Raw genomic sequence first — 23823 nt, 5'->3', positions numbered from 1 at the left:
TACTGAATTTACTGATGCGCCAGACTAAGAATTACGGGATGTTAAGTCATGTCATTGCACGATGATAACAAGCAAGGCTTTATAGAGTGGTGTAAGCGCGGCGAGCCTATGATTTGGCTCAATGCGTCGGCGGTAACCGTCAGTACCTTGGCTGTTATCGGCTTGCTTTTGCTGTTAGCTGTTCGTGGTTTTGGTCATTTTTGGCCCGCGTCAGTAATGCAGGCTCAATATACACTTCCCAGCGAGCAGGCTACGCCGGTTTTAGCTGAGCAGGTGGAATCTGAAGCAGTACCTATAGAGCAGCTGCTGAGTGCGGGTTTTAACATTGACACCGATGATGCATTTGTTGATCGCCAACTAGTTAAGTTAGGTAATCGTGACGTCACTGGTGCAGATTTTAAATGGGTAATCACGCGCTATTTGTCTGAGATAAGTTACCCAGCTGATGCTGTTGTTATAGAACGGCTTGAGTGGGGGAATTTTTATGGCTATTTACAAAATGTCAAAGAGCAGGGCAATGTCGTCGCTAGCATTGACGACGGCAAGGCCTGGGATGAATTTCAAGCGCGCATTGCGCGCGCAAACAATATTCACGAAGAAATTAAAAGAATAGAAAAGAAAGACATTGGCGCAATTAATTATCGACTTGAGAAAATGCGCTTGAAAGAGCGTGGTCTTGAACTTGATAGCTCAGTAAGTGAAAGCCGGCGCCAACAAATGCAGGCAGATATCGCGGCCGAGCGCGCCGAGTTAGATGTTGAGTATAAAGTGTTGCAGGGCCAGCTTGCTGATCTCTATAAACAATGGCACCGCGATACCTTCACGATGAAAACGGCGGGGGGGCAAGTTAAAGAGCAGCGTATTTCGACGGTAGTGAAAGCATATCAGCCTAATAACATGAATCTTATTCAGAAGGTGGGCTTCTATTTTGCGAAATTTGGTGAGTTTTTAACAGATGAGCCGAGGGAGGCCAACACCGAAGGTGGTATTTTCCCCGCCATTTTTGGAACCGTCATTATGGTGCTGATTATGTCGGTATTGGTGACGCCGTTTGGTGTTGTGGCGGCAGTATATTTACGTGAATACGCCAAACAGGGCCTGATGACTCGTATCGTGCGCATCGCAGTAAATAATTTGGCTGGTGTACCGTCTATTGTTTACGGTGTGTTTGGTTTGGGTTTCTTCATCTATTTCCTTGGTGCGGAGATGGACAAAGCCCTTTTTGCTGAAGCATTGCCTGCGCCAACCTTCGGCACACCGGGGTTATTGTGGGCATCAGTGACCTTGGCGCTGCTAACGTTGCCGGTTGTTATCGTGGCGACGGAAGAGGGCTTGGCGCGTATCCCTCGCAATTTGCGTGAAGGTAGCTTAGCGTTGGGCGCGACGAAAGCCGAAACGCTTTGGCGTGTGGTGTTGCCGATGGCTAGCCCGGCAATGATGACCGGTTTGATACTTGCGGTTGCGCGTGCGGCCGGTGAAGTGGCGCCACTTATGCTGGTAGGGGTTGTTAAATTAGCGCCATCGCTGCCCGTTGATGGCAATTTTCCTTACTTCCACTTAGATCAGAAATTTATGCATTTGGGTTTTCATATTTACGATGTTGGATTCCAAAGCCCCAATGTAGAAGCGGCGAGACCCCTGGTTTATGCCACGGCCTTGCTGTTGGTTGTTATCATCGCCTTGCTGAATTTAAGTGCGGTGGCTTTGCGTAATCATCTGCGCGAAAAATACAAATCATTGGAAATGTAATCGTGAATGAACTGAACGATAAGGCGGCGAGTTTTATGACAAGTGACAAATCAACGGTAAAGGCGCACGCTATTAATATGGAGTCGCTTGGACGTAATCGCGTGGAACAATCTATTCACGATGAAGACATCACCTTGACCGTAAATAATCTGGATCTGTATTACGGTGAGAAGCAGGCCTTATTTGATGTGAATATGGTCATTCCGCGTAAAAAGGTCACGGCATTCATCGGGCCAAGTGGTTGTGGTAAGTCTACGTTACTGCGCTGTTTTAATCGCATGAACGACTTGGTTGATACTTGTCGGACCGATGGCGGAATTTCCTTAGATGGTTCCAATATTTATGACAAGCGGGTAGATGTTGCCACCTTGCGCCGCCGCGTTGGTATGGTGTTCCAAAAGCCGAACCCTTTCCCCAAATCTATTTATGAGAATGTGGCGTATGGTTTGCGCATCCAAGGCATAAATAAAAAGCGGGTACTGGATGAAGTGGTTGAACGCTCATTGCGCGGTGCCGCACTGTGGGACGAAGTAAAAGATCGTCTGCACGACAATGCGCTAGGTATGTCTGGTGGGCAGCAACAGCGCCTCGTTATCGCTCGTACCATCGCGGTAGAGCCAGAAGTGCTATTGCTAGATGAGCCCGCATCGGCCCTTGACCCTATTTCTACGCTGAAAATAGAAGAACTTATTTACGAGCTGAAAGACAAATATACTATCGTTATCGTTACTCATAATATGCAGCAAGCGGCGCGTGTTTCGGACTATACGGCGTTTATGTATATGGGCAAATTAATTGAGTTTGATAACACGGATATTCTTTTTACAAACCCCAGTAACAAGCAAACCGAAGATTATATTACCGGTCGCTATGGTTAAGGCAGTTCTGACTCATTCGGTAATGCCTTGAGGTTTGCTATTAGATTTTGGGAGATTGAAAATGAAAGAAAAAAATTTGCATACTCATCATATATCTCAGCAGTTTAATACTGAGCTGGACGATATAAAAACGCGTATGTTAGAAATGGGAGGCTTGGTCGAAAAGCAGGTTGCCGATGCCACCAATGCGTTTATGAACTTGGATACCGGCTTAGCCTCAGACGTAAAACTGGGCGATAAAATCGTTAATAATTTAGAAGTCTCGATTGATGAAGAGTGCACCATCATTCTGGCGCGTCGTCAGCCGGCGGCAAGTGACTTACGGCTGGTATTATCGATCAGTAAAATATTAAGCGATCTTGAACGCATGGGCGATGAGGCCAGCAAGGTTGCGGACAGCGCTATAAAACTCACTGAGCTTGGTGGTTTGCCGCGCAGCGTTTTGGAAATCCGACACATTGGCGATCATGTGTCTGGCATGGTGCGCAACGCATTGGATTCCTTCGCGCGCCTTGACATCGATTTAGCCTTGGAAGTCGCTGAGGAAGATAAGGCAGTCGATTTAGAATACGGCACCGCCATGCGCAGCTTGGTGACGTATATGATTGAAGACCCGCGTACGATTTCCTCTGTTTTACAAGTGATGTGGGCCTTGCGTTCATTAGAACGAGTCGGAGATCACGCGCGGAATATTGCCGAGCATGTTATTTATTTAGTGAAAGGCGCCAACGTACGTCACGTCGATATCGATGAAATGGCGGCTACGGTTCAGGAGTAAGTGAGCCACTTTGCCTAGGTTCAGGTTTTAGCCTGGACCTAGCGGTAAACCTGCGGCGAGCCAAAGACTGAGCAGCAGGGCCCATCCGATAAGAAATATCACCGAGTAAGGCAGCATCAAGGCGATTAGGGTACCCATTCCGGCTTCACTGTCATGACGCTGCATGAAGGCAACAACAACACCAAAATAGGGCATCAACGGCGTGATAATGTTGGTGCTTGAATCGCCGATGCGATAGGCCATTTGTGCTGATTCTGGATCCACTCCCAATAGATATAACATCGGAATGAAAATGGGTGCCATCAATGCCCATTTTGCTGAAGCACTGCCAATTAAAAGATTGATGCTCGCGCTGATTATAATAAAACCAACTAATAGACTAGCTTTCGACAGGCTGAGTCCGGCAAGCCAATTTGCACCATTTATGGCTGAGATGGCGCCCAGGCCGGTCCAGTTGAAGTAGTTCACGAACTGCGCGGCGAAAAACATCAATACCATATAGCCAGCCAAGGTGCGTACACCTGTCTCCATACCGGCAATCCAGTCGCGGTGACGTTGGTATTTACCGGTACTGTACCCAAATATTAGCCCGCTAATCGTCGCGTATAGCGCAATAAAAACCACGATGCCATTTAACAGCGGTAAAGCGGCCAAACCGTTGGGGTCGGGGTTTCGTAAGATGCCATGGTCGGGAACAACTAAGTAAACTAGCAACCCTATAAAAAATAGGCTGAATAGGCCGACTCTGCGCATGCCGGTTTTTAAGGCTGGGGATTCAATAGCTGTCGAATCTTCTGCGAGCGCATTCTGAGCGCTGGGTTTCGATAGTCTTGGCTCGACTATGGTTTCATTAATCCAGGCGCCGGTGATGGTGATAAATAATGTAGACGCTAAGGTAAAATAATAGTTGGCGCTGGTTAATACTTGCTGGTCCGGTGCGACTAAGGCAACCGCTTCGGTGCTGATGCCCGACAAAATAGCGTCTACAGGACCAAGTAACAGGTTGGCGCTATACCCACCGGAAACACCCGCAAAAGCGGCGGCTATACCCGCCAGTGGCGAGCGACCAGCTGCTCGGAAAATAAGCGCTGCCAATGGTATGAGCACGACGTAGCCAGAATCAAAACCGATGCTAGACATCACCCCTGCGAATACGATAAAGCTACTTAGGCTGCGCGGTGGGGCATTCGCGGTTAAACGCTGCAGTGTGTGGCCGAGCAGGCCCGAATCTTCCGCGACCGCAATGCCCAGTATCGCCACCAAAACTGAACCGACCGGCGCGAAATGAATGAAATTACCGACGGTATTGCTGACCATCCACTTTATACCGTCGGCACTTAGTAAAGATTTTGCGGCGATAATGTCATGGCTAACCGGATGAACGGCGGAGACTGCGAACATATCGGCAATGGCCGAAATACCGATAATGGCGATACAGAATAAAATGAATAGCAGTACTGGATCGGGGAGTCGGTTGCCCATTCTCTCAAGCCGATTTAGCCAGCGTTGGATTAAAGTTGGGCTTTGTTCCACATTATTCATCTTTGAAGCCTGCGTCTTAGACCTTTAATTCGTAAGTATAACCGCTAGCGCAGCTATTTTTTCAGCAATAGGTGTCGACAATTCTATTCTGCGAGCGGTGTGCGTAAGCCCGTCGCTAGACGGCCGCGTTAGCACCACTCTCTTTTAGCGTATCTTTATTCTTAACTTTCTATTTTGGTATAGCTGCGACGTAATTTTACTGGCTTACATTTTCGCTATTGCTTAGCAGTGCTAAAATCTCATGTGTGTAGTTTTGGTTTCGTGTATTTATTAATCAATTTCTGAATATTTCCAGCACGATTAAGGTATATAAAGCCCAACTAGGTCATAATTTAATCTCGGTTCGCCCTGTCTCTGCGTTCCATTCGGCCGTGAGGTGGTGATTAGTGAGTAGTGTTTCAGAAGTAAACGCGATAAAGCCTAGTAATAAGGCGATGTTCAGTCTTTACCTTGCCATGATGTGTGTTGGCATGGGCCAAACAGTGGTGTTCGCAATACTGCCGATGCTAGGCAGAGAGCTTCAACTCGATAAGCTAATATTCCACATACCTTTTTTCAACCTCGACGTTCAGCCCAAAGAACTCGCAATTACCTCACTGTCAGCACTGACTGCGTTTGTATTTTTTATCGTGGCGCCAAAATGGGGGCGCCTCAGTGATCGCTGGGGGCGCAAACCGCTCATTATATTAGGGCTGTTTGGCTATGTTATCGGCACGCTGCTATTTAATGCTGTTGCTCAATTAGGCCTCTCGGGGGTTTTGCTGGGTGTGCCTCTGTTTATACTATTGATTATCAGTCGCGCATTTCACGCGGTGATAATGACGCCAACACACCCCGCATCGGCGGCGTATATGGTGGACGTTACGACGGTTCATGAGCGCACCAAGGGCATGGGCAAACTTCAAGCCTTTAACCAAATAGGGGTGATGGTCGGCCCCGCTTTGGCATGGTTTGTAACGCTTAGTTATCTCGCACCCTTGTATATTCAAGCTGGAGTTTCCCTCATTGTTGGGGTACTAGTTTGGCGGTACCTGCCACCGATTGCCGCCAGTAACAGCAGTGGTAAAAAGCTGCCTAAATTGTCGTATTTTGACCCTCGATATCGGGTGTACATCGCCATTGGTTTTACCATATTCAGTTTGTTGGGAATGGTTCAGCAGACCTTGGGTTTCTATTATCAAGATATCTTAGGTGTGGATGGTAAACGTGCAGCACAATTGTTCTCGACTGCAATGGTTATTTCATCGATATCCGTATTACTGGCGCAGTTCCTTGTGGTGCGTCGCTATAGCGGGCTGCCGATGCGTTTACTGCGCGTCGGCCTGCCATTCATGTTGTTGTCGTATTTACTTTTGGCCAATGCCAGCAATATTGCAATGCTATATCTTGCGATGGCTATGTTTGGCTTTGGCATGGGCTTAACCGGCCCCTCATTTACCGCTACTGCAACCATGACGGTGGAAGCTCACGAGCAGGGTGGATTAGCTGGTTTGTTGGGCGCTATAGCGGGACTTGGCTTTATGTTCGGACCCTTGTTGGGCGGTGCCCTATATCGTATCTCGCCGAGCTACCCCTATTGGTGTGCGGCGATGGTGATGTCTGCTGTCATTGTGTTATTCATGTTTTTCGAGAAGTCATGGCGAGCCTAAACCATAGGTATGTGACAGTTTGGTTAAAAACTATGCGGTTTCTCCTGTGCACCATGAGCCTTGCCTCAAGCTAGTAATCTACATGCTTATCCACAAGCTTATTCACCTTAATTGGGGAAAACCTTCTTTCAGTGTCGTCTTCCAGCAAGGACTTATACACAGCTATGTAAAAACTCGGCGTTGGTAGTGACTTGACCCCTATGGAGCGAATTTGTGATTGTGTTCACATTTCGGTGGGCGTTTAATAGTAAGTGTGCTTTTGGATTAGTTTTTATAAGACGGGATTCTACTCTGCCTATTGAAAATGTTTCGTGACTGGCAGAGTCATTAGAGAGTTATATTATGGGACTTGGCAAACTACCAGCCTTACTGCCGCTATGCATGGCGGTTTTCATGGCGCGAGATGCAATGGCATTGGGCCTGGGGGCGGCAAATTTGGACTCAAAACTCGGGCAGCCCCTGTTTGCGCGAATTCCAATCTTTGGCGCTGAGGGCATCGGTAGTGAACAGGTGAGAGTCTCGTTGCATTCCGTTATCGATCCAGACACGGGAGTCGAGGTTGGTAGTGTCGATACGCGGTCTATTTCCGCAGTGGGTGAAATGGGCAATTTGGGCGCGGGGACAATTTATCTTCGTAGTAATGAGGTAGTTAATGAGCCGTATCTTCATTTTTTGATCACGGTTCGCTGGCCGGGCGGTCAATTAAGTCGCGCTTATACCTTACTTCTGGATTTGCCTGACGGTATTGCGAGCGCGTCGAATACTCAAAATTTAAATAATGCAGCCCTTAGTCTTGCTGAACCGTTAAACGATAGTAGGCAGTCTGCCAGTATTTTGCAAGCGGCACTGAGTAGGGGGGCTGCAATTGAAAATTCCCCTCCGCAAGCAATAAATGCTGATACCCGTGTTTATACAACTGTTCGCGGAGATAGCCTCTGGAGTATTGCGCAGCGTGCTGCCCGTGCAAAGGGTGGCGGTGCCAATGAGTGGATGGAGCGTCTGTATTTAAATAACCCCCGCGCGTTTATTCGCGATAATCGTAATTTATTAAAAGAGCGTGTCACGCTGGATTTGTTTGAAAGTGTAGTTGATGCGCAAATAGTAGCGCGAAGCGCAGCGGTTGAACCGCCGAAGCTGGCAAGAAAAGATGAGTTGCGGGGTGGTTCGAGTCGACCACCAGGCCCATCACCTGAGGCAATGAAGAATGCCGGCCTTCGGCGAGAGTTTGATTTAGGTGATTCTTCAGCTAGTGAGGCACTGACGGAGAAACAATTCTTACAAGAAAGCCTAAAACAAGTACGCACACAGGTTGCGGACGTCTCTGCCAATATCGCCCTGATGACAGAGAAGCTAGCAGCATTAGAGGTGCAGCTAGCGAGTTTAAACGCGCAAGCGACATCATTGAATTCTGAACCGAGCGAGAAGGCTAATTCAACTCCCCGGCCTGATGCCATGTTGGTAGAAAGTGACGGCGCGGATTCGTCGTCGCAATTTGATGATAGGGCATTGCGTGACGATATTTTGGATGATGGCGTTATCGTCGTCGACCCCGTTCAAAGCGACGAGTTTTCGGCCGAGGGATATACTGAAGAGGCTAATTTCGTCGACGATGTCATGATTGACGACGGTGCTGCTGAGCAGACAGTGGCAAGGGTTGATAGTAGCCCAGAGATGGCGTCTCACAACACAGATTCTTGGTCTTGGTTGTGGTGGTTGTTGCTACCCATAATTGGGGTGGTAGTGCTGTTAGTACGCAATCGACGTGAATCGGCGGCGCCGTACAATACCGATGATCTTAGTGTGACTGGCGAATTATCAGACGTAAGCGCTGCGGTTATCGCTAAAGCGCAGGCAGAGCGTCATCTTTCCAAAGATCATTTCAACGATATTTTTTCAGCACTGGACGCAAAATCAGTGGGCAGACGGTTCGAGAATAGCGCGCCGGATGGCGAATTTGGCGAAATAGACGAGACAGAGCCTAAAGTGGGCAACCCGGCCACACTGTCTGCGGGCGCAATTGGCAATACTAATATGTCTGATATTGACGATGATTTTTTTGCTGATCTTGACGAAGACGCCCTCCGTCAGCGCGGTGATTTAGACGATGACAAAGAGTTTTTAGCACTAGATATTAATGATCTCGATCAAGATTGGTCGGCATCTGACGCAAGCGAAGAACAGATTGAAAGTTTTATTAGCCGAGCGTCGGCATGCATTGAGCTAAGCGACTATGCGGGCGCGCGGGAGATACTGGAAGAGGGTGTCATCATTCATCGCGATAATGTGGCGCTAAAAATGCAGTTGCTGGATGTCTATGCCAGCAGTGGCGAGCGTGATGAGTTTGAAAATTTAGCCTCGCAGATTGAGTTATCGTCTTCTGAGGCGTCAGTCAAAAGAGAGATAAAGGTATTGCGTGAACAGCTAGATAAAAATACGTTTTTCTTTGGCAACGGCAGAGCTGATTAAAAGATTCATGACGAGTATTCGCGAACTAACTTATTTAATTGTAGAGAATAATGAAGATTACCTCGTAGTTGATAAAGCGCCTGGCGTGAACTTACATCGAAACCAGCATCAACAGAGCTTGCTTGATGTGTTACACGCGGATTTTCCCGGACAGTCTTTGCATTTGGTACATCGCCTGGACGATGCGACGTCTGGTTTGTTATTGATTGCAAAAAGTCCACTAGCCGCGGCGGAGTTAGGCAATCTATTTGCGAATAGAGAGGTTGAAAAATTCTATTTTGCACTCGCCGATGGCAAGCCGAGTAAGAAGCAGGGCACCATTGTTGGCGACATTAAAAAGAGCCGCAGCGGCAGTTATCTGCTCAGCCGCACGCGCACTAATCCCGCGGTGAGTCAATTTTTTAGTTATTCACTAAGTGATGGGCGACGCGCCTACCTTCTAAAGCCCCATACCGGTAAAACACACCAATTACGCGTGGTAATGAAGAGTCTTGGGGTGCCTATCCTTGGCGATCGCCGCTACGGGCCGCGTAATCAAGAGTGTGATCGCATGTATTTACACGCCATGGCATTGCGTTTTCAATTCCGAGGTGGCGAAAAGCATTATGTCTGTTTTCCCCATGAAGGAGAGGCATTTACCGATGTAGCCTTACAAACAGTGCTGCTAGACTGTGATCCGCCGTGGAATATCAAATGGCCCAGCCTGAATTAATGTTAGCACTTTATGTAAAACGGCGAGTGATGATCTTTGTTTTTGAAAATATATAAGGTATTCGTGTGACCCCAGATGAATCTTCCGAGTTAATGCTCAAGTTGAATCGTGAAACCTCTCGTATTCTGTGGACTGAACTACAGCGTTTTTATGCGCAAGGCGCTGTATTAGTGGTGGCGCCAGAGTTAGATTTAATTGCCACCGCTGCGGCGGTCGCGAATGACGATGCCGCAGCTGTGTCGACGTGGATGAAAGACAATCTATTGCAGAAAGCAACGGAAAAACTTGCGATGACATGGTTGGCGGAAAATTGCGAAGTGTGGGCGGTCGTCGTTGCGCCGTGGGTTTTGGTGCAACAGGACCGGAGGCCGGCGTGACAGCGTCAGTTTCGGCACAGTATTTAGCCGCGTTGGATGAGCGACTTACGGCATTTTTTGATGATCAAGCATCCGGCTTGGATATTCCTCCCGCCGTATTGTATCGATTAGAAGGGTTTATTGAGGCCGGAATTCTCTCCTCTTTTATTAGTGAAACTGAAATAAAAAGCCGTCTAGTCAAACTTGCAGAGCGTTATCTGGGTGACGATAGCGCTGCCCGGTATCGCGACGACGAGCGACTTGTTTTGCATCTCCGTATGCATGAAGCGCCGGTATATCCTTCTAAGGTCGATTAGTATTATGAAAATAGCGAAGCTACAGCAGTTTGTTGAGCAGCTTCGTGATGTGGCTCAACATAACGGTCATCGGTATTTACTATTTCTTAGTGGCGAGCCTAGCTGGGCTGAGGAACAACTCACGTGCTTTGCGCTAGGTGAAACCGAAACCTTGTTACTCGCCGCACATCCACTGTGTGGTGTGAAACCTAAGATTGCAAAGCAACAATTGGGCCGAGAGTTTAACTCTGTTGTTATTGACGCCAACTCCGCACAGTCCGTAGATGATTGGCTGGCCGCCGCGGGCACGCTGTTGGCCGGGGGGCTGCTCGTAATTTTATGTCCAGATTTTGGCCGTTGGCCGCAAATCTTTCAACGTCATTCTGCCGCTGCAAAGGATTACCCCGAGTCTCAATTCTTAACCCGAATATTGACGATGGTCGATGATGGCGCGGGGGTTTATCACCTTAGCGAGCAGAGATTGTTGGACAGTCAAAGCCTTCCGCAACTGCCAAGTAAAAGCCAGCAGTGGCTGTCACAATTGCCGACATTTGATCAGCAATCTGCGGTGAATGCGATCATCCGAGTTGTCACCGGCAGAGCGAAGCGACCACTGGTGATTCGATCAGATCGCGGGCGTGGTAAGTCCTCCTCACTTGGTATTGCGGTGGCAGAACTTTTTCAAGGTGGACTGTGTCGGCGCATTGCGTTAACGGCGCCGCGCGCAGAGGCCGTTGAGGCAGCATTTCGCAGGGTTCAGGCGTTGATACCGGCGGGGGAGAGGCACGGCGATGCTTATTATTTCAATGACTGCGAACTGCAATTTTTGCCGGCTTTTGCTTTAAAGCGTACTGATAATTGGGGTTTAGTGCTGGTAGATGAAGCGGCGACTCTTCCCGTAAGCGTGTTGAGCGAGTTGCTACAGCACCCGAGAATTGTTTTTTCGACAACGGTTCACGGCTATGAAGGCAGCGGACGCGGTTTTGATATTCGCTTTAAGGATATTCTCCATCGGGAGCGGCCACAGTGGCGGCGCATTGAGTTGCGAGAGCCGGTGCGGTGGGCGAGTGATGATCCTCTTGAGCAATTCTTAAACAATGCATTTCTTCTAGATGCCGAGCCGAAAAAAGCCAGTTCGTTAAAACACGTTAGCGTACGCGTGCTGCATCAAACAGATTTGGAACAGCAGGGCGTGCTAAGCCAAGTTTTTGGACTACTTGTTCAGGCGCATTATCAAACTACGCCAAGTGATCTCCAATATTTAATGGATTCACGATGCCAAGTGATCGTCGCGGAATCTGATGGCAGTATCGTCGGCGTTTGCCAACTATTGGCAGAAGGGGGGTTGGATGAGGTAACCACCAACGCAGTTATAGCGGGCGAGCGTCGCCCGAAAGGGCACTTGGTCGCGCAGCGTTTAGCGCATATCAGTGGCAATGCTAACTACGCTCGCGGTCACAGCTATCGTGTGAACCGTATCGCGGTAGCGACTGAATGCCGTCGACATGGTGTTGGCCGCCTGATGTTGGGGATGGCTGAGGAGTGCGCTCGACATAAAGGTGCGAGCTATCTATCATCCAGTTTCGCCATATCTCCAGATGTTATTCTGTTTTGGCGGCGGCAGGAATTTCTACCTGTTTGGCTTGGGAGTCGCAGAGACTCCGCTAGCGGAGCGTATTCTCTTCTTGTCGTAAAATCGCTAAGTGACGGTTTGGATATCGATTTCAAACTTATGCAGCAGCGCTTGCGCAGTGATTTACCATTGAGCTTGAGAAGCGTGCATCGAAATCTGAGTACGGACTCGCTGGCGACACTATTGTCTTGTGTTGGGCCTGGAACGCTATCTCTGTTTGATAGCAATACGGTGCGCCGCTACTGCCGCAGAGAGTTGGTTTTCGAGCAGGCTGTCGCTAGCGCCACGCGCTTAAGTCTGTGTGTTGATCTTTGCGCAGTAACGCATTCGGCGCTGGCAGTCGATTTACTCTTGTTCGCACTCGACTGGGCTAGCGTGTCTCTCAAGTATCAGTTAGCCGGCCGAGCGGCTGTTGAGCAAGAGCTTAGAAAGGTGTTTGAACAAATGCTAACTATTGTAGATGTGGAGCAAAAATGAGCAGTATTTTTTCTAAAATTATTCAACGTGAACTGCCCGGTCATTTTGTCTGGGAAGACGAGCAGGCTGTCGCTATTTTAACCATTGAACCGATTCAAGAGGGGCATATATTGCTTATTCCTAGGCAGGAGGTCGATCACTGGGACGATCTGCAGCCCGAGCTGGCTGCACATTTAATGTCGGTAGCTCAGACCTTAGCGAAGGCCTTGAAAAAAGCTTACGCCTGCCAGCGTGTCAGCATGATGATTATTGGCTTGGAAGTACCACATACTCATATTCATCTCTCGCCAATTAATGATATGGCCGATGCAAATATAAGCAATGCCAAGCGCGCTGACGGCGATTCCCTAGCAGCCGCGGCGGAGAAAATACGCGCTGCTTTGAGTACACCCTGATTCAACTAGGTTGCACTGGTTTTACATTGGGGTGAAGTATTTTCACTGTCTGGATATCGACTTGGCGGTGCAAAACTTCTCCTCTCAGCCATGCGCCGCCGTCAGGATCTTTTAAGATACTGCCAACACCGCCTGGACTTTTGATCAAAAGGCTTTGTGACGTCGAGGGGACGAGGTCTTCTTCGCAGGGAAGGCTCAGGCAGTCGAGTGCCGCTTTGCTGCTGAGGGCATCGAAATCAAAGTCGTATGTGATTTCAGTTGCGCTACCACAGCGTGGCGACAGGGCGTGGTCTAAGGCCAGTATACGGCGAGTATCAGGGATAAAATGGCTGTTAGTACTAGCTTGTAAAAAGTCACTGACTTCCTTCTCTATCAGTGAGTACAGCCGTTTAGGGTCGTTAAGAATGCACGTATATATTCTGGCGCGATGTTCATAGACCGTCATTCGGTCTTGTAGGTCCAGTTCGGTCAGCTCGTCTTGATATTCGATGCAAACAGCGCGCAATAAGGCGCGGAGTAGCGGTGCTGTGGTGATGCCATTTTGCAGTGCAAGGAAGCGTATGGTCAAAGGAATCAAATGGCCGTGGGCAAAGAGAATATGCGCAGTGATAAGGAAATAGCCTTCAATTCCCTCATTGCGATCAAACGTATGGCAGGCAACCACATATTCACCCTTGGCCTTGCCATAACCCGCGACGGGAATGGTTTCAATCTGATATTCAAGCCGCTTTTCATAAAACTCTGTGCCTGGTAATAGCGTGTAAGCAAAGATATTGAGGTTTGGAAAGGTTCGCAGTAATTGATCTAGATTGCGCTCAAAATCCGCGAGATTGTCCCCCGGTAAACCCCAAATTAACTCGGCGGCGATGGGTACACCTTCGGCTGCCATTTGGCGGGCAATGGGCTCGTATTTATTAGCGGCCATATTCTGGCGATTGCTCAGCTCTAATGCCAGTGGTGTCAGTGTTTGCAGCGCTAATTGGTAGTGGGGAAGCAGCCCGTTTTTATGCAGCAGGAGTACTATCTCCTGCACTCTCGGGCTGTGTTTTTTTGACCACGACGTTGCGAAACTGCTGGGTAAGCCGGTTTTCTCTTTTAGTTCGCAAATCAGTTGCGCCTTCTCAAGATCTTCTTTTAATGCGCCAAAATTTGAATCGGCAAGCCATATATCTTTTATGCCTGCATCGACAATCCTGTGCCAATCGCTGCGCACTCTGTCCATTGAAAACTGGTACATTTTGCTGCCAATAGCGCCGGTGCCCCATTCGCAAAAAGCGCACTTAAAGGGGCAGCCACGGCTGGTTTCATATGAAATGGAATCGTAGAGGGGCTTGCCTTCTGCGTCGGACAGTGCAACAACATCAAGCGGCGAGGGCAGTTCATCGAGATTTTTTCTGCGCTGGCGCTCAGGCGTTTTTTGAATTACGCCGTTTTCTAAATACGCGATACCGTTAATTGAAGGCCAATGAAAGCGTTGCGGTGCATCTAAAATTTCTTGAAAGCTAGTTTCACCCTCGCCAAGAATAATGATATCGATAGGATCTTCACCGAGATAATCCTCCGCTTGTTGAACGTGCGGGCCGCCGGCGATGCAGAGCACATCTGGACATTGCGCTTTTATTTGATGGATGAGATCGAGAAATTCGGCAGCGTTCCAGGTGTACATGCTAAAACCAACAATCACCTGTTCTCCGCGCTCGGTGGCTTCCTGTATCGCAGGCAGGTAGTGGTCTTGCCACGATTGCTGCCAACGGACTATTGCGGATTCATCCTTAAAATGAATTAAATCAATATGATATTTTTCAGTTTGACTACCGTATTTTTGGTAATAGGCTTTTAAACCGCCGGTTGTGGTGGGTGCCGCCCAAAATTGGTCTGAGTCCATGCTGAACAGCAGCACGGGAGTGGTTGGTGAAGCCGTCATATTTGTCTTCCGATCGTCTCGATATGCCTGACGCTTTTTATGTTAAGGGTCTGTTACCTAAGAGTAACAGCCTTTAAACAAGGCGCCAATTAGCTAAGGTTTACATTGCAAAAGGTTTAGGAAGAGATAGGCCGTTCGGGTGAGGATTGATTTTTAATGATGAGGCATGATGCGGCAAGTAACTTACGTCATAAGGTAGCAATAAAGCATGGTTGAAACACATTTGGCGCGGGAGTTAGATATTCCCGCCGAGCGAGTCTGGGCACTTTTGGAAGATTTTGGCGATATAAGTTGGGCGCCAGGTATTGATAAAATTGAATTGATTGGCAGCGGTATCGGGATGACCCGTCGTTTACATATTAAAGGCATCGACCCTATTGACGAGGTGTTAACCGCGCAAGACGCTTCTACGATGAGTTTCGCCTACGATATTCCACGGGGTGTGCCAATGCCGGTGACCAATTATTCCGCCAACGCGAAAGTAACGGCGCTAGATGATGGCCGCTGTCAAATTGATTGGTATGGACGTGCAGAACCCCAAGGTGTTAGCGATTCCGATGCGATTGCAATGATCAACGGTGCTTATGAAATGCTGCTGCAGTGGATCGTTGATTGGTTTGCCGCTGAGAAATAAGCTAGTGATGAGCTTAGCCCGACAGGGCTAAGCTCTGCGACGTGTCATTAACTCTGGACGTCCCGGAATACCGTTTATATGCCGTCTGAGAAGATCTAGGCCCAATGCCGTCACCAAGGTTTGAAACAGGCCGCGGTCTACGGGAAGGAAAAACTTTTCTACACGTAAGTCGTCTCTGCTACCCCATGCCATCCAGACGGTTCCAACCGGCTTCTCTGTAGTGCCGCCATCTGGTCCGGCGATACCGGTGACGGCAACGACCAAATCAGCTTTGCAAACCTGCAATGCGCCTAGCGCCATTTGCCTAGCGACAGTTTCGCTAACGGCTCCCTCGCTTGCCAAACTGGATTCTGAAACGCCGAGAACCTGTTGTTTTAGTGCGTTGGAGTAACTAACGATGCCGCCTGGGAATACCGTCGATGAACCTGGCACTCCGGTGAGCTCTGCAGCAATTCTGCCACCTGTGCAAGACTCCGCGGTACAAAGACTTAGCTTATGTTGTTTGGCTGTAGCGATGACCGCCTGCGCGATTGTTAACGGCATATCTCCGAGTAAATGATCGCCAATTAGGCCTATTATTTTACTGCGCCATTCGCCTAATTTTTCGCCTGCGTGTTGGCCGTAAGTGGTGAGCTTTACTTCGAGTACAGGCATCGAAGCCCGAAAGCCGAGCTCAACGTCATCGGGCCAGTCTGGGTAGGCTGCGTTGACCATTTCTTGGATGGACGATTCTCCCAGACCGAATACTGCTAGTCGTTGAGTTTGCACGTAGTCGGATTCAAATTGCCTTTTCAACAAGGGGATAATTTCATCGTTCATCATTGCGCGTAATTCGCTAGGCACGCCGGGTGTGGCCAGAACTAAGCAGTTGCCTATTGTCAGTCTTATGCCGACCGCGCTGCCCCTGGTATTGGCGATAATATCGCAGCCAGCTGGCAACATGGTTTGTTTTAGGTTTGATGCATTGAGGCGAAATCCTTTTTGCTCGCACCACTGAGTCAAATGAGCCAGGGCTTCCGGGTGCTCGCAGATGGTGTTGCCCGTCACCTTCGCAAGGGCTAGAGACGTCATGTCGTCCACGGTTGGTCCGAGACCGCCGTTTATAATGAGTACTTCGCACTCCGCAGCTAGGCTGCGAATTTGATTCTCTAGTAATTGAAGGTTGTCACCAACCGTCACTTTTTTTCCGATACGCCATCCGTAGTCGGTTATGAGCTCGGCTATCATGGCTGAATTTGAGTCAATAGTATCGCCGGCCATAAGCTCATTACCGGTGAGAAGTAGCTGTAATTTCATTCTGTACGGAATTCCCTAATGCGTAAATGATTGTCGCGGCTGGCTGTGCGGTATATAAAGTTGGCCTATGCTTTATTCTCGTAGCATAGTAATGTCTTTAGAGATTAAGCTCTATTTTTAATGCGTGAAAGTGCGGTAGAGGTGTCTATGAAATCATCCGTTGGTGTGTTGCTCGCAGCCATTATTGTATTTGTTTTGCTCGCCTTTGAGTATTGGCAGTATCGAGATGAGCGGGCTTATCGAAACGCCTTAAATACTCAGTTGATAAGTTTGTCGCAGCGGGTGGATAGTATTGATGAACGGATCCAGTCAGCTAAAGCAGAATTAGACACAATGAAGCAGAATTCGCTAGGCGGCTTAATTGAAAGCGCAAACGACGCTCTGATTCACGGCTGGTCCGCTATGATTGATTCAGTGGAAAAAGAGTTGGAGCGAGCAAAAAAGGGGATTGCAAGTCAAAAGCAAACAACGCAGCCTAGTCAAACACCACCGAGTGCCGATCCTGCACCTAATACGGGTAACGGTCCGCTTTAATACGAGATTCTGTCAATGCCTGAAATAAAACGCCCGGTACAAGCGATAGAAGTAAATTATGTTTGCGATAAATGCGGACACGGCATGATGGTAAGCGCGGGAGAGATGAATCCGTCGACGGGTGAAATTCCGCATAAGTGCATGATTTGCAGTTATCAACAGATATTTAAATGGGTATCGTACCCAAAGATTAGCTATATCGGTTTAGACGAAGGGAATAGTTAAATCGTGGTGTACTACCTGCGCTAATAGCGCAGGCGTGCATCCAACTCATCGACAAGTTCGGCCCACTCGGCGTCAATATCTAGTGACTCTTTAAGAAATTGTGCCTGTGCTGGTTTCCAGAAGCTTGCTTCGTGAATTTGTAAGCCTCTGGGTAGGGGGCGGTGTCGCACAATGAAACGCTCTATCTCTTTGTCTTCGCTAGGCAGGCCAAGCTGGTCAAAGAGCAAGTTCATTGTATGTAGTTCGGTGTCCATTGGGTCCTCCACAGACGAAATCGTAGTTACCCGCCCAATATAGAAGACCCTTTGCTAGCTTTCCAGTGTTTGTTTAGATGTCGCCTAAATCAAGAGCTTGGCAACATGCTGAGACGGAGCCCCGCCTGCCAGCCACCGTCGACGAGAAACTCTGCGCCAGTTGAGTAGCTGCTCTCGTCAGAGGCTAGAAATAAGGACATATTTGCCACCTCAATTGGTAAACCTACTCGGGGTAGAGCGTGGTTAACGTAAAATGCATTGTCCTGTTCGGATGGCTCAGCTTGGCCTTCTGCGCCGTGCATGGCGGTGAATATCCCGCCTGGATGAACCGTGTTCACTCGAATTTTATGGGGCCCTAATTCAATTGCAGCTGATTTGCTAAGGCCTCGTACCGCCCATTTGCTTGAGACATAGGCAGACAGGCCATTTTTTGCTTGTAGGCCATCGATGGATGAAATATTTATAATAGAGCCGCCGCCGGCTTTTTTCATTGGCGCTATCGCCGCGCGAATACCCAAATAGGTGCCTAGCTGGTTGATTTTTATAACCCGCATATAGTCCTCGGCATTGGAATCGGCAATGGAGGCGGCGTGTAATATCGCGGCGTTGTTTACTAGAATATTTAAAGGGCCTAGCTTTTCCGCTTCACTTACGAGTTTTACCCAATCAGCCTCGCTTGATACATCGGCGTGTACATACTGAGCACTGTTGCCAAGTGAGGTAGCCAAGGACTCGCCGACGTCGTCGAGAATGTCTGCAATAATAACCTTAGCGCCTTGTTCTACGAATAACTTAGCTGTTACCGCACCCATGCCGCGAGCGGCGCCAGTGATTATGGCGACTTTTCCAGCTAGTCTGCTCATTTTATATTCCTTATTTTTTGGTGGTGTAAAATGAGCTAAATGTATACGCCACTCGTGATCTTGGCTATTGTCCAATTGGACTAGTACTCATTCAATTTGAAAATGACGTGTGACTTTGTAGGTTGTGTGGAGCGGTAGCGATACCCAACAAGCGTTGGTAGAGCATCGCGCCATGTTGGGTTTGATAAACCCTTTCGGGGTGCCCTGACGGGCGTCCAGCCTGAAGGCATGTCGTTCCTCAATCTACAAACTTTGGCATCAGGCAATATTAAATTGAAGGAGTACTAGGGTTTGTGGATTGTCTTTAAATAAGTTGAAAGGTAAGTATGTTGAGTCGTTATTTGTTGATGATTTTTTTTAGTGTGCTACTGCTCGCGTGCGGTGAAAAAGTTAAGCAGGAAGGCGCAGTGCTGCAGGAGCAGAAATCTAATGTGATTGTAGTAAAGCAAGGTAGTGTCGAGGCAAAAAAGCCAATAGTTTCGGTGCCAGCGATACCAGCTTCCGTTACGTCATCACAGGAATTAAAGCCCTTGGATTTAAGTTTGCCAAGCAGTGAGAAGTTAAATACACAAGATTGGAATACGCAGCAAGAAAGCCGCTATGGCGTTGAAACTTGGTTTGAGGAGAACAAAAGTGAGGAGCGGCGTTTAAAGTTAAAAACGAAACTTCGTATCAAGGAGGGCGCAGAGTTCGATAAAAATAGTAAATTAGATGCTTATGGGGATTCGGTGGACGGCGCTGAAATGGGTTTTGAATATAAAACGTTTTAGCATCACCTTTGCTGCAACGGCGATTAAATGGAAATAAAAAAGGCCGCGATAGCGGCCTTTTTTATTAATTAGCGTTTGTCTAACGGTACAAAATCGCGCTGAGCTGGTCCAGTGTAAAGCTGGCGAGGGCGACCGATACGGTAGCTGCCGCTTATCATTTCATTCCAGTGTGCGATCCAGCCTGGGGTGCGTCCCAGGGCAAAAATTACGGTAAACATGCTTGTCGGAATGCCAATCGCTTTCAGAATAATGCCTGAGTAGAAGTCGACATTTGGATAGAGTTTTCTTTCAATAAAATATTCGTCTTCCAGTGCGATTTGCTCTAGACGTTTAGCGATAATTAAAAGGGGATCGTTTTCTAAACCTAGTTCTGCCAGCACTTCGTCGGCAGCTTGTTTCATTACCTTAGCGCGTGGGTCGAAGTTTTTGTAAACCCGGTGACCAAAGCCCATCAGGCGGAATGGGTCATCTTTGTCCTTCGCTTTAGCAACAAACTCGTCGATGCGCGAAGCGTCGCCGATCTCGTTTAGCATGTCCAATACAGCTTCGTTCGCGCCGCCGTGTGATGGTCCCCACAGTGCTGCAATGCCAGCGGATATACAGGCAAATGGGTTGGCGCCAGTTGAACCAGCTAAGCGCACGGTAGACGTTGATGCATTTTGTTCGTGGTCAGCGTGCAAGAGGAAAATTTTGTCCATTGCTTTAGCAAGTACGGGATTTACCTTGTCTTGTTCGCAAGGGTTGCCGAACATCATGTGCAGAAAGTTTTCTGCGTAGCTGAGGTGATTTTGTGGGTACATGAAAGGCTGGCCAATGGTGTATTTGTAGGTCATTGCCGCCAAGGTTGGCATTTTTGCAATTAGGCGAATCGCTGAAATCTCGCGGTGCTTTTCGTCAGTAATGTCGAGTGAGTCGTGGTAAAACGCAGACAGCGCGCCAACCACACCACACATGATCGCCATAGGGTGAGCATCGCGGCGGAAACCTTTGAAAAAGGTGCTCATTTGGTCGTTGACCATGGTGTGCATACGCACTTTATTGACAAAGGTTTCTTTCTGGGTCGCGTTTGGCAGGGCGCCGTAAAGCAAGAGGTAGCAAGTTTCTAGATAATCTGATTGTTCTGCGAGTTGCTCAATGGGGTAGCCGCCGTGCAGCAATACGCCTTTGTCGCCGTCAATATAGGTAATTTTTGATTCACATGCGGCTGTTGAAACGAAGCCGGGGTCATAAGTGAAGTATCCGTTCCCCGTCAGGGCGCTGACTTCGATGACGTCAGGACCGATGGTGCCAGAGTGGACTTTAAGGTCCAGCGTTTTTCCATCGATACTCAGACTTGCTTTCTTATCGCTCATTGGGACGGGCTCCTGTAACTTTTGGACATAGCTTGTGGCGTTAGTACCCCTTGTCTAGCATCCGGCAAGGTATTGCCAAGAGTAACAGAGGGGAAATCCGCTTTTGCGGGAGTGACAAATATAGAGAGCTGAAATGTTTTGTCAACGGTCGCATATTTTAGCCTGCTATTGTCTCGGATGGAATTCTAAATGATCGGAGTGGGCAGGTTTTTGTAGTTTGTACATAAATGTCTGCTAATTATTGTGCGCCAATTTGGGTCGGACTCAAAAATTGTATGGCGCCATAATGGTGCGAAATAGCGCTTTAAGCCCTTGATATTCGAGTTTTTTGCAGCTGATTTACGGAGGCGTAAGGGTTTGTAATTGCACTTCGATGGCCCTATAATGCGCGGCGTTTCTACGGGAGTTTACCTACTCCTGCTCCTAAAGAAGCGATGCCGGATTGGAGAGTTCGGTATCTGATTGATCCACTCCCTTTAAACCGCTCGTAAAAATCGAGCCAGAAATTAAAAGTGTGGCAAATACCGTGAACGATAAACGACCTGTAAACCTGGATATCGGGACAATCGCGCTGCCGATTACCGCATATACCTCTATTTTACACCGCATTAGTGGTGTGTTTCTTGTGGCGGGCGTAGCCCTGCTGTTTTGGTTCCTTGGCACCAGCTTGGATGGCCCTGAAGGGTTTGCTCAAGCTAAGACGTGTTTGGCATCGTTCTGGGGCAAGTTAAGTATTTGGGCCGTGTTGATCGGTTTAAGCTACCACTCTGCTGCCGGTGTAAAGCATTTGGTGATGGATGCTGGTATCGGTGAGACTATGAAAGGTGGTGAGACTGGCGCGAAATTGGTGTTGGTTGTTACGGCGGTATTGGTTCTGCTGACGGGGTTGTGGATATGGTAAGTTCAGTAACGAATTTAGGCCGCAGCGGCTTGTCTGACTGGTTGGTTCAGCGGGTTTCTGGTGTGGTGTTGCTGGCGTATATGCTGGTAGTTGGTTTTTATTTGCTGTGCAGCGGATCAGAGCTGACCTACGCGCAGTGGAGCGGCTATTTTGACAGCACCTTTATGCGTGTCTTTAGTACGGCTGCGGTGTTGTCCATTGTTGCGCATGCCTGGATCGGTTTGTGGTCTGTCTCTACCGACTATTTAACTGAACGAATGATGGGTGGTCGAGGCACAGTGCTGCGCTTGGCGTTTCAGGCAGCGTCAGCTGTTGTTTTATTCACCTACCTCGTTTGGGGCATCCAGATTCTTTGGAGTTAAACAATGGCTAATATTCGTACAATTTCTTTTGATGGTGTAATTGTTGGCGGCGGCGGCGCAGGTATGCGCGCGGCATTGCAGTTGGCGCAATCAGGTTACAAAACAGCTGTAATTTCTAAAGTATTTCCAACGCGTTCGCACACAGTGTCGGCTCAGGGTGGTATTACCTGTGCGATTGCTAGCTCAGATCCACAAGATCAGTGGCAGTGGCATATGTATGACACGGTAAAAGGGTCTGATTATATCGGTGACCAAGAAGCCATTGAGTATATGTGTCAGGTTGGCCCTGAAGCTGTATACGAATTGGATCACATGGGTATGCCTTTTTCGCGTACCGAAGAAGGCCGTATTTACCAGCGTCCTTTCGGTGGTCAGTCTAAGAATTTTGGTGAGGGCGGTCAGGCTGCTCGTACCTGTGCTGCGGCTGACCGTACTGGTCACGCGCTGCTTCACACCCTTTATCAAGGTAACCTGAAAAACAATACCGTGTTTTTCAATGAGTGGTACGCCACTGATTTGGTTAAAAACGACGATGGCGAAGTGGTCGGTGTTATTGCCATTTGCATCGAAACTGGCGAAGTGGTCTATGTAAAATCTAAGGCTACCGTATTCGCAACCGGTGGTGCTGGTCGTATTTATGCTTCTACTACCAATGCTCATATCAATACCGGTGACGGCGTGGGTATGGCTTTGCGTGCTGGCTTTCCAGTGCAAGATATCGAAATGTGGCAGTTCCACCCAACCGGTATCGCCGGCGCTGGCGTACTTGTAACAGAAGGCTGTCGCGGTGAGGGCGGTTACCTCGTCAATAAAGATGGCGAGCGCTTCATGGAGCGTTACGCCCCAAATGCTAAAGATTTGGCTGGTCGCGACGTCGTCGCGCGCTCAATGACCTTGGAAATTCTTGAAGGTCGTGGCTGCGGCCCCAATGGCGATCACGTTTACTTGAAGCTGGATCATCTTGGCGAAGAAGTATTGGAAAGTCGTCTTCCGGGTATCTGTGAGCTGTCGCGGACCTTTGCTCACGCTGATCCGGTAAAAGAGCCGGTTCCTGTGGTGCCGACTTGTCACTATATGATGGGTGGTATTCCAACCAATGTTAACGGTCAGGCTCTGACTGTTGATGCCGACGGCAACGACACAGTTATCCCAGGTTTGTATGCCTGCGGTGAGGTGGCGTGCGTATCTGTGCACGGTGCGAACCGTTTGGGTGGTAACTCGCTGTTAGACTTGGTCGTATTCGGTCGCGCGTCAGGCTTGTTTATTGAAAAGAGTCTGCGTGAAGGCATTGAAATGAAGGACGCCTCTGAGGCCAATATTGAAGTGGCTATGGAGCGCTTGAATAAGATCAACAATACAACTGGAGGCGAAAGCGTTTCGGCGTTGCGCACTGAGTTACAAACCATCATGCAAAACCACTTTGGCGTATTCCGTCGCGGTGACTTTATGCAGGAAGGTATTAAAAAGCTGGCTGAACTTCGTGTTCGCATTGAAAACGCGCACCTTGAAGACAAGAGCAACGCCTACAATACAGCGCGTATTGAAGCACTTGAGCTTCATAACTTGTTTGAAGTTGCCGAGGCGACTGCAATCGCCGCTGAAGCGCGCAATGAGAGCCGTGGTGCTCATGCTCGTGAAGATTTCACAGAGCGCGATGATGACAATTGGCTTTGCCACTCTGTGTACTTCCCTAGTGAGAAGCGTGTTGGTAAGCGGGCGGTAAACTTTACGCCTAAAACACGTGAAGCGTTTGCACCAAAAATTCGTACGTACTGAT

Annotated in this window: 23 protein-coding genes; 17 read left to right on the top strand and 6 right to left on the bottom strand. The window is 48.6% G+C overall.

Annotated elements, in window-relative coordinates:
* The first annotated feature begins 48 nt into the window (after positions 1–48).
* The 3 genes from pstA to phoU all read left to right on the top strand — a co-directional run bounded on the left by pstA (position 49) and on the right by phoU (position 3405).
* Complete coding sequence (gene pstA, locus KXJ70_RS00740) at positions 49–1749, top strand: phosphate ABC transporter permease PstA (protein ID WP_219041557.1); 1701 nt, start codon at positions 49–51, stop codon at positions 1747–1749.
* A gap of 77 nt (positions 1750–1826) precedes the next feature.
* On the top strand, positions 1827–2627 hold the full coding sequence (gene pstB, locus KXJ70_RS00735) for a phosphate ABC transporter ATP-binding protein PstB (protein WP_255558240.1): 801 nt from the start codon (positions 1827–1829) through the stop codon (positions 2625–2627).
* A 61-nt stretch (positions 2628–2688) separates the two neighbouring features.
* Positions 2689–3405 (top strand): phosphate signaling complex protein PhoU, encoded by a 717-nt coding sequence (gene phoU, locus KXJ70_RS00730; protein ID WP_219041556.1) that lies wholly within the window; start codon positions 2689–2691, stop codon positions 3403–3405.
* A gap of 27 nt (positions 3406–3432) precedes the next feature.
* Here phoU and KXJ70_RS00725 read toward each other — a convergent pair whose 3' ends face one another.
* Positions 3433–4947: an AbgT family transporter gene (locus KXJ70_RS00725; RefSeq protein ID WP_219041555.1), complete on the bottom strand. Its 1515-nt coding sequence runs from the start codon at positions 4945–4947 to the stop codon at positions 3433–3435.
* Between the two features lie 386 nt (positions 4948–5333).
* Here KXJ70_RS00725 and KXJ70_RS00720 point away from each other — a divergent pair, with 386 nt between their 5' ends.
* From KXJ70_RS00720 to KXJ70_RS00690, 7 genes are all read left to right on the top strand, one after another.
* Positions 5334–6596 carry an MFS transporter gene (locus KXJ70_RS00720; protein ID WP_219041554.1) on the top strand — a complete coding sequence of 421 codons (1263 nt, stop codon included), beginning with the start codon at positions 5334–5336 and terminating at the stop codon, positions 6594–6596.
* Positions 6597–6938: 342 nt separating this feature from the next.
* Positions 6939–9062: a type IV pilus assembly protein FimV gene (locus KXJ70_RS00715; RefSeq protein ID WP_219041553.1), complete on the top strand. Its 2124-nt coding sequence runs from the start codon at positions 6939–6941 to the stop codon at positions 9060–9062.
* A gap of 7 nt (positions 9063–9069) precedes the next feature.
* Positions 9070–9774: a TIGR01621 family pseudouridine synthase gene (locus KXJ70_RS00710; RefSeq protein ID WP_219041552.1), complete on the top strand. Its 705-nt coding sequence runs from the start codon at positions 9070–9072 to the stop codon at positions 9772–9774.
* Between the two features lie 65 nt (positions 9775–9839).
* Positions 9840–10151: a DUF2288 family protein gene (locus tag KXJ70_RS00705; RefSeq protein WP_369409735.1), complete on the top strand. Its 312-nt coding sequence runs from the start codon at positions 9840–9842 to the stop codon at positions 10149–10151.
* Complete coding sequence (locus tag KXJ70_RS00700; RefSeq protein WP_219041551.1) at positions 10148–10447, top strand: hypothetical protein; 300 nt, start codon at positions 10148–10150, stop codon at positions 10445–10447. Before KXJ70_RS00705 ends, KXJ70_RS00700 begins: the two co-directional genes overlap by 4 nt.
* A 4-nt stretch (positions 10448–10451) precedes the next feature.
* Positions 10452–12536: a GNAT family N-acetyltransferase gene (locus KXJ70_RS00695; RefSeq protein WP_219041550.1), complete on the top strand. Its 2085-nt coding sequence runs from the start codon at positions 10452–10454 to the stop codon at positions 12534–12536.
* Positions 12533–12931 (top strand): HIT family protein, encoded by a 399-nt coding sequence (locus KXJ70_RS00690; RefSeq protein ID WP_219041549.1) that lies wholly within the window; start codon positions 12533–12535, stop codon positions 12929–12931. Before KXJ70_RS00695 ends, KXJ70_RS00690 begins: the two co-directional genes overlap by 4 nt.
* A 1-nt stretch (position 12932) precedes the next feature.
* Here the strand turns inward: KXJ70_RS00690 and KXJ70_RS00685 are convergent, their stop codons facing one another.
* Complete coding sequence (locus KXJ70_RS00685; protein WP_219041548.1) at positions 12933–14855, bottom strand: B12-binding domain-containing radical SAM protein; 1923 nt, start codon at positions 14853–14855, stop codon at positions 12933–12935.
* A gap of 208 nt (positions 14856–15063) precedes the next feature.
* Between KXJ70_RS00685 and KXJ70_RS00680 the strand changes: the two genes are divergently transcribed.
* A complete protein-coding gene (locus KXJ70_RS00680; RefSeq protein WP_219041547.1) occupies positions 15064–15489 on the top strand; it encodes an SRPBCC family protein in 426 nt (141 codons plus the stop codon).
* A 27-nt stretch (positions 15490–15516) separates the two neighbouring features.
* Here the strand turns inward: KXJ70_RS00680 and KXJ70_RS00675 are convergent, their stop codons facing one another.
* Positions 15517–16785 carry a CinA family nicotinamide mononucleotide deamidase-related protein gene (locus KXJ70_RS00675; RefSeq protein ID WP_219041546.1) on the bottom strand — a complete coding sequence of 423 codons (1269 nt, stop codon included), beginning with the start codon at positions 16783–16785 and terminating at the stop codon, positions 15517–15519.
* 147 nt (positions 16786–16932) lie between these two features.
* Here KXJ70_RS00675 and KXJ70_RS00670 point away from each other — a divergent pair, with 147 nt between their 5' ends.
* Positions 16933–17319 (top strand): hypothetical protein, encoded by a 387-nt coding sequence (locus KXJ70_RS00670; RefSeq protein WP_219041545.1) that lies wholly within the window; start codon positions 16933–16935, stop codon positions 17317–17319.
* 15 nt (positions 17320–17334) lie between these two features.
* Positions 17335–17544, top strand: a complete 210-nt coding sequence (locus KXJ70_RS00665) for a type II citrate synthase (RefSeq protein ID WP_219041544.1) — start codon at positions 17335–17337, stop codon at positions 17542–17544.
* Positions 17545–17564: 20 nt separating this feature from the next.
* Here KXJ70_RS00665 and KXJ70_RS00660 read toward each other — a convergent pair whose 3' ends face one another.
* Entirely contained in the window at positions 17565–17798 is a 234-nt protein-coding gene (locus tag KXJ70_RS00660; RefSeq protein WP_219041543.1) for a DUF2789 domain-containing protein, read from the bottom strand.
* A gap of 89 nt (positions 17799–17887) precedes the next feature.
* A complete protein-coding gene (locus KXJ70_RS00655; RefSeq protein ID WP_219041542.1) occupies positions 17888–18661 on the bottom strand; it encodes a glucose 1-dehydrogenase in 774 nt (257 codons plus the stop codon).
* 326 nt (positions 18662–18987) lie between these two features.
* On the opposite strand from KXJ70_RS00655, the gene KXJ70_RS00650 reads away from it, so the two are divergent.
* The gene (locus tag KXJ70_RS00650; RefSeq protein WP_219041541.1) at positions 18988–19431 is read left to right on the top strand and encodes a hypothetical protein; all 444 of its coding nucleotides are present in this window, start codon (positions 18988–18990) and stop codon (positions 19429–19431) included.
* A gap of 68 nt (positions 19432–19499) precedes the next feature.
* Here KXJ70_RS00650 and gltA read toward each other — a convergent pair whose 3' ends face one another.
* Positions 19500–20783, bottom strand: coding sequence for a citrate synthase (gene gltA / locus KXJ70_RS00645; protein ID WP_219041540.1), 1284 nt, complete (start codon positions 20781–20783; stop codon positions 19500–19502).
* Between the two features lie 526 nt (positions 20784–21309).
* On the opposite strand from gltA, the gene sdhC reads away from it, so the two are divergent.
* Genes sdhC through sdhA form a run of 3 tightly spaced genes read left to right on the top strand, consistent with a single transcriptional unit; the run spans position 21310 to position 23822 of the window.
* A complete protein-coding gene (sdhC, locus tag KXJ70_RS00640) occupies positions 21310–21684 on the top strand; it encodes a succinate dehydrogenase, cytochrome b556 subunit (RefSeq protein ID WP_219041539.1) in 375 nt (124 codons plus the stop codon).
* Positions 21678–22046 carry a succinate dehydrogenase, hydrophobic membrane anchor protein gene (gene sdhD / locus KXJ70_RS00635; protein WP_219041538.1) on the top strand — a complete coding sequence of 123 codons (369 nt, stop codon included), beginning with the start codon at positions 21678–21680 and terminating at the stop codon, positions 22044–22046. Before sdhC ends, sdhD begins: the two co-directional genes overlap by 7 nt.
* Positions 22047–22049: 3 nt before the next feature.
* On the top strand, positions 22050–23822 hold the full coding sequence (gene sdhA, locus KXJ70_RS00630; RefSeq protein WP_219041537.1) for a succinate dehydrogenase flavoprotein subunit: 1773 nt from the start codon (positions 22050–22052) through the stop codon (positions 23820–23822).
* Position 23823 lies beyond the last annotated feature (1 nt).

Source organism: Zhongshania aquimaris (assembly GCF_019312595.1).
In the GTDB taxonomy this organism is placed as follows: domain Bacteria; phylum Pseudomonadota; class Gammaproteobacteria; order Pseudomonadales; family Spongiibacteraceae; genus Spongiibacter; species Spongiibacter aquimaris.
This window is presented reverse-complemented; position numbering and strand designations above follow the sequence as displayed.

Bases quoted from the DNA above. Each gene is read 5' to 3' on its own strand.
- pstA (WP_219041557.1), top strand. From the start codon at position 49: ATGTCATTGCACGATGATAACAAGCAAGGCTTTATAGAGTGGTGTAAG.
- pstB (WP_255558240.1), top strand. From the start codon at position 1,827: ATGGAGTCGCTTGGACGTAATCGCGTGGAACAATCTATTCACGATGAA.
- phoU (WP_219041556.1), top strand. From the start codon at position 2,689: ATGAAAGAAAAAAATTTGCATACTCATCATATATCTCAGCAGTTTAAT.
- KXJ70_RS00725 (WP_219041555.1), bottom strand. From the start codon at position 4,947: ATGAATAATGTGGAACAAAGCCCAACTTTAATCCAACGCTGGCTAAAT.
- KXJ70_RS00715 (WP_219041553.1), top strand. From the start codon at position 6,939: ATGGGACTTGGCAAACTACCAGCCTTACTGCCGCTATGCATGGCGGTT.
- KXJ70_RS00710 (WP_219041552.1), top strand. From the start codon at position 9,070: ATGACGAGTATTCGCGAACTAACTTATTTAATTGTAGAGAATAATGAA.
- KXJ70_RS00695 (WP_219041550.1), top strand. From the start codon at position 10,452: ATGAAAATAGCGAAGCTACAGCAGTTTGTTGAGCAGCTTCGTGATGTG.
- KXJ70_RS00690 (WP_219041549.1), top strand. From the start codon at position 12,533: ATGAGCAGTATTTTTTCTAAAATTATTCAACGTGAACTGCCCGGTCAT.
- KXJ70_RS00685 (WP_219041548.1), bottom strand. From the start codon at position 14,855: ATGACGGCTTCACCAACCACTCCCGTGCTGCTGTTCAGCATGGACTCA.
- KXJ70_RS00680 (WP_219041547.1), top strand. From the start codon at position 15,064: ATGGTTGAAACACATTTGGCGCGGGAGTTAGATATTCCCGCCGAGCGA.
- KXJ70_RS00675 (WP_219041546.1), bottom strand. From the start codon at position 16,785: ATGAAATTACAGCTACTTCTCACCGGTAATGAGCTTATGGCCGGCGAT.
- KXJ70_RS00670 (WP_219041545.1), top strand. From the start codon at position 16,933: ATGAAATCATCCGTTGGTGTGTTGCTCGCAGCCATTATTGTATTTGTT.
- KXJ70_RS00665 (WP_219041544.1), top strand. From the start codon at position 17,335: ATGCCTGAAATAAAACGCCCGGTACAAGCGATAGAAGTAAATTATGTT.
- KXJ70_RS00660 (WP_219041543.1), bottom strand. From the start codon at position 17,798: ATGGACACCGAACTACATACAATGAACTTGCTCTTTGACCAGCTTGGC.
- KXJ70_RS00655 (WP_219041542.1), bottom strand. From the start codon at position 18,661: ATGAGCAGACTAGCTGGAAAAGTCGCCATAATCACTGGCGCCGCTCGC.
- KXJ70_RS00650 (WP_219041541.1), top strand. From the start codon at position 18,988: ATGTTGAGTCGTTATTTGTTGATGATTTTTTTTAGTGTGCTACTGCTC.
- gltA (WP_219041540.1), bottom strand. From the start codon at position 20,783: ATGAGCGATAAGAAAGCAAGTCTGAGTATCGATGGAAAAACGCTGGAC.
- sdhD (WP_219041538.1), top strand. From the start codon at position 21,678: ATGGTAAGTTCAGTAACGAATTTAGGCCGCAGCGGCTTGTCTGACTGG.
- sdhA (WP_219041537.1), top strand. From the start codon at position 22,050: ATGGCTAATATTCGTACAATTTCTTTTGATGGTGTAATTGTTGGCGGC.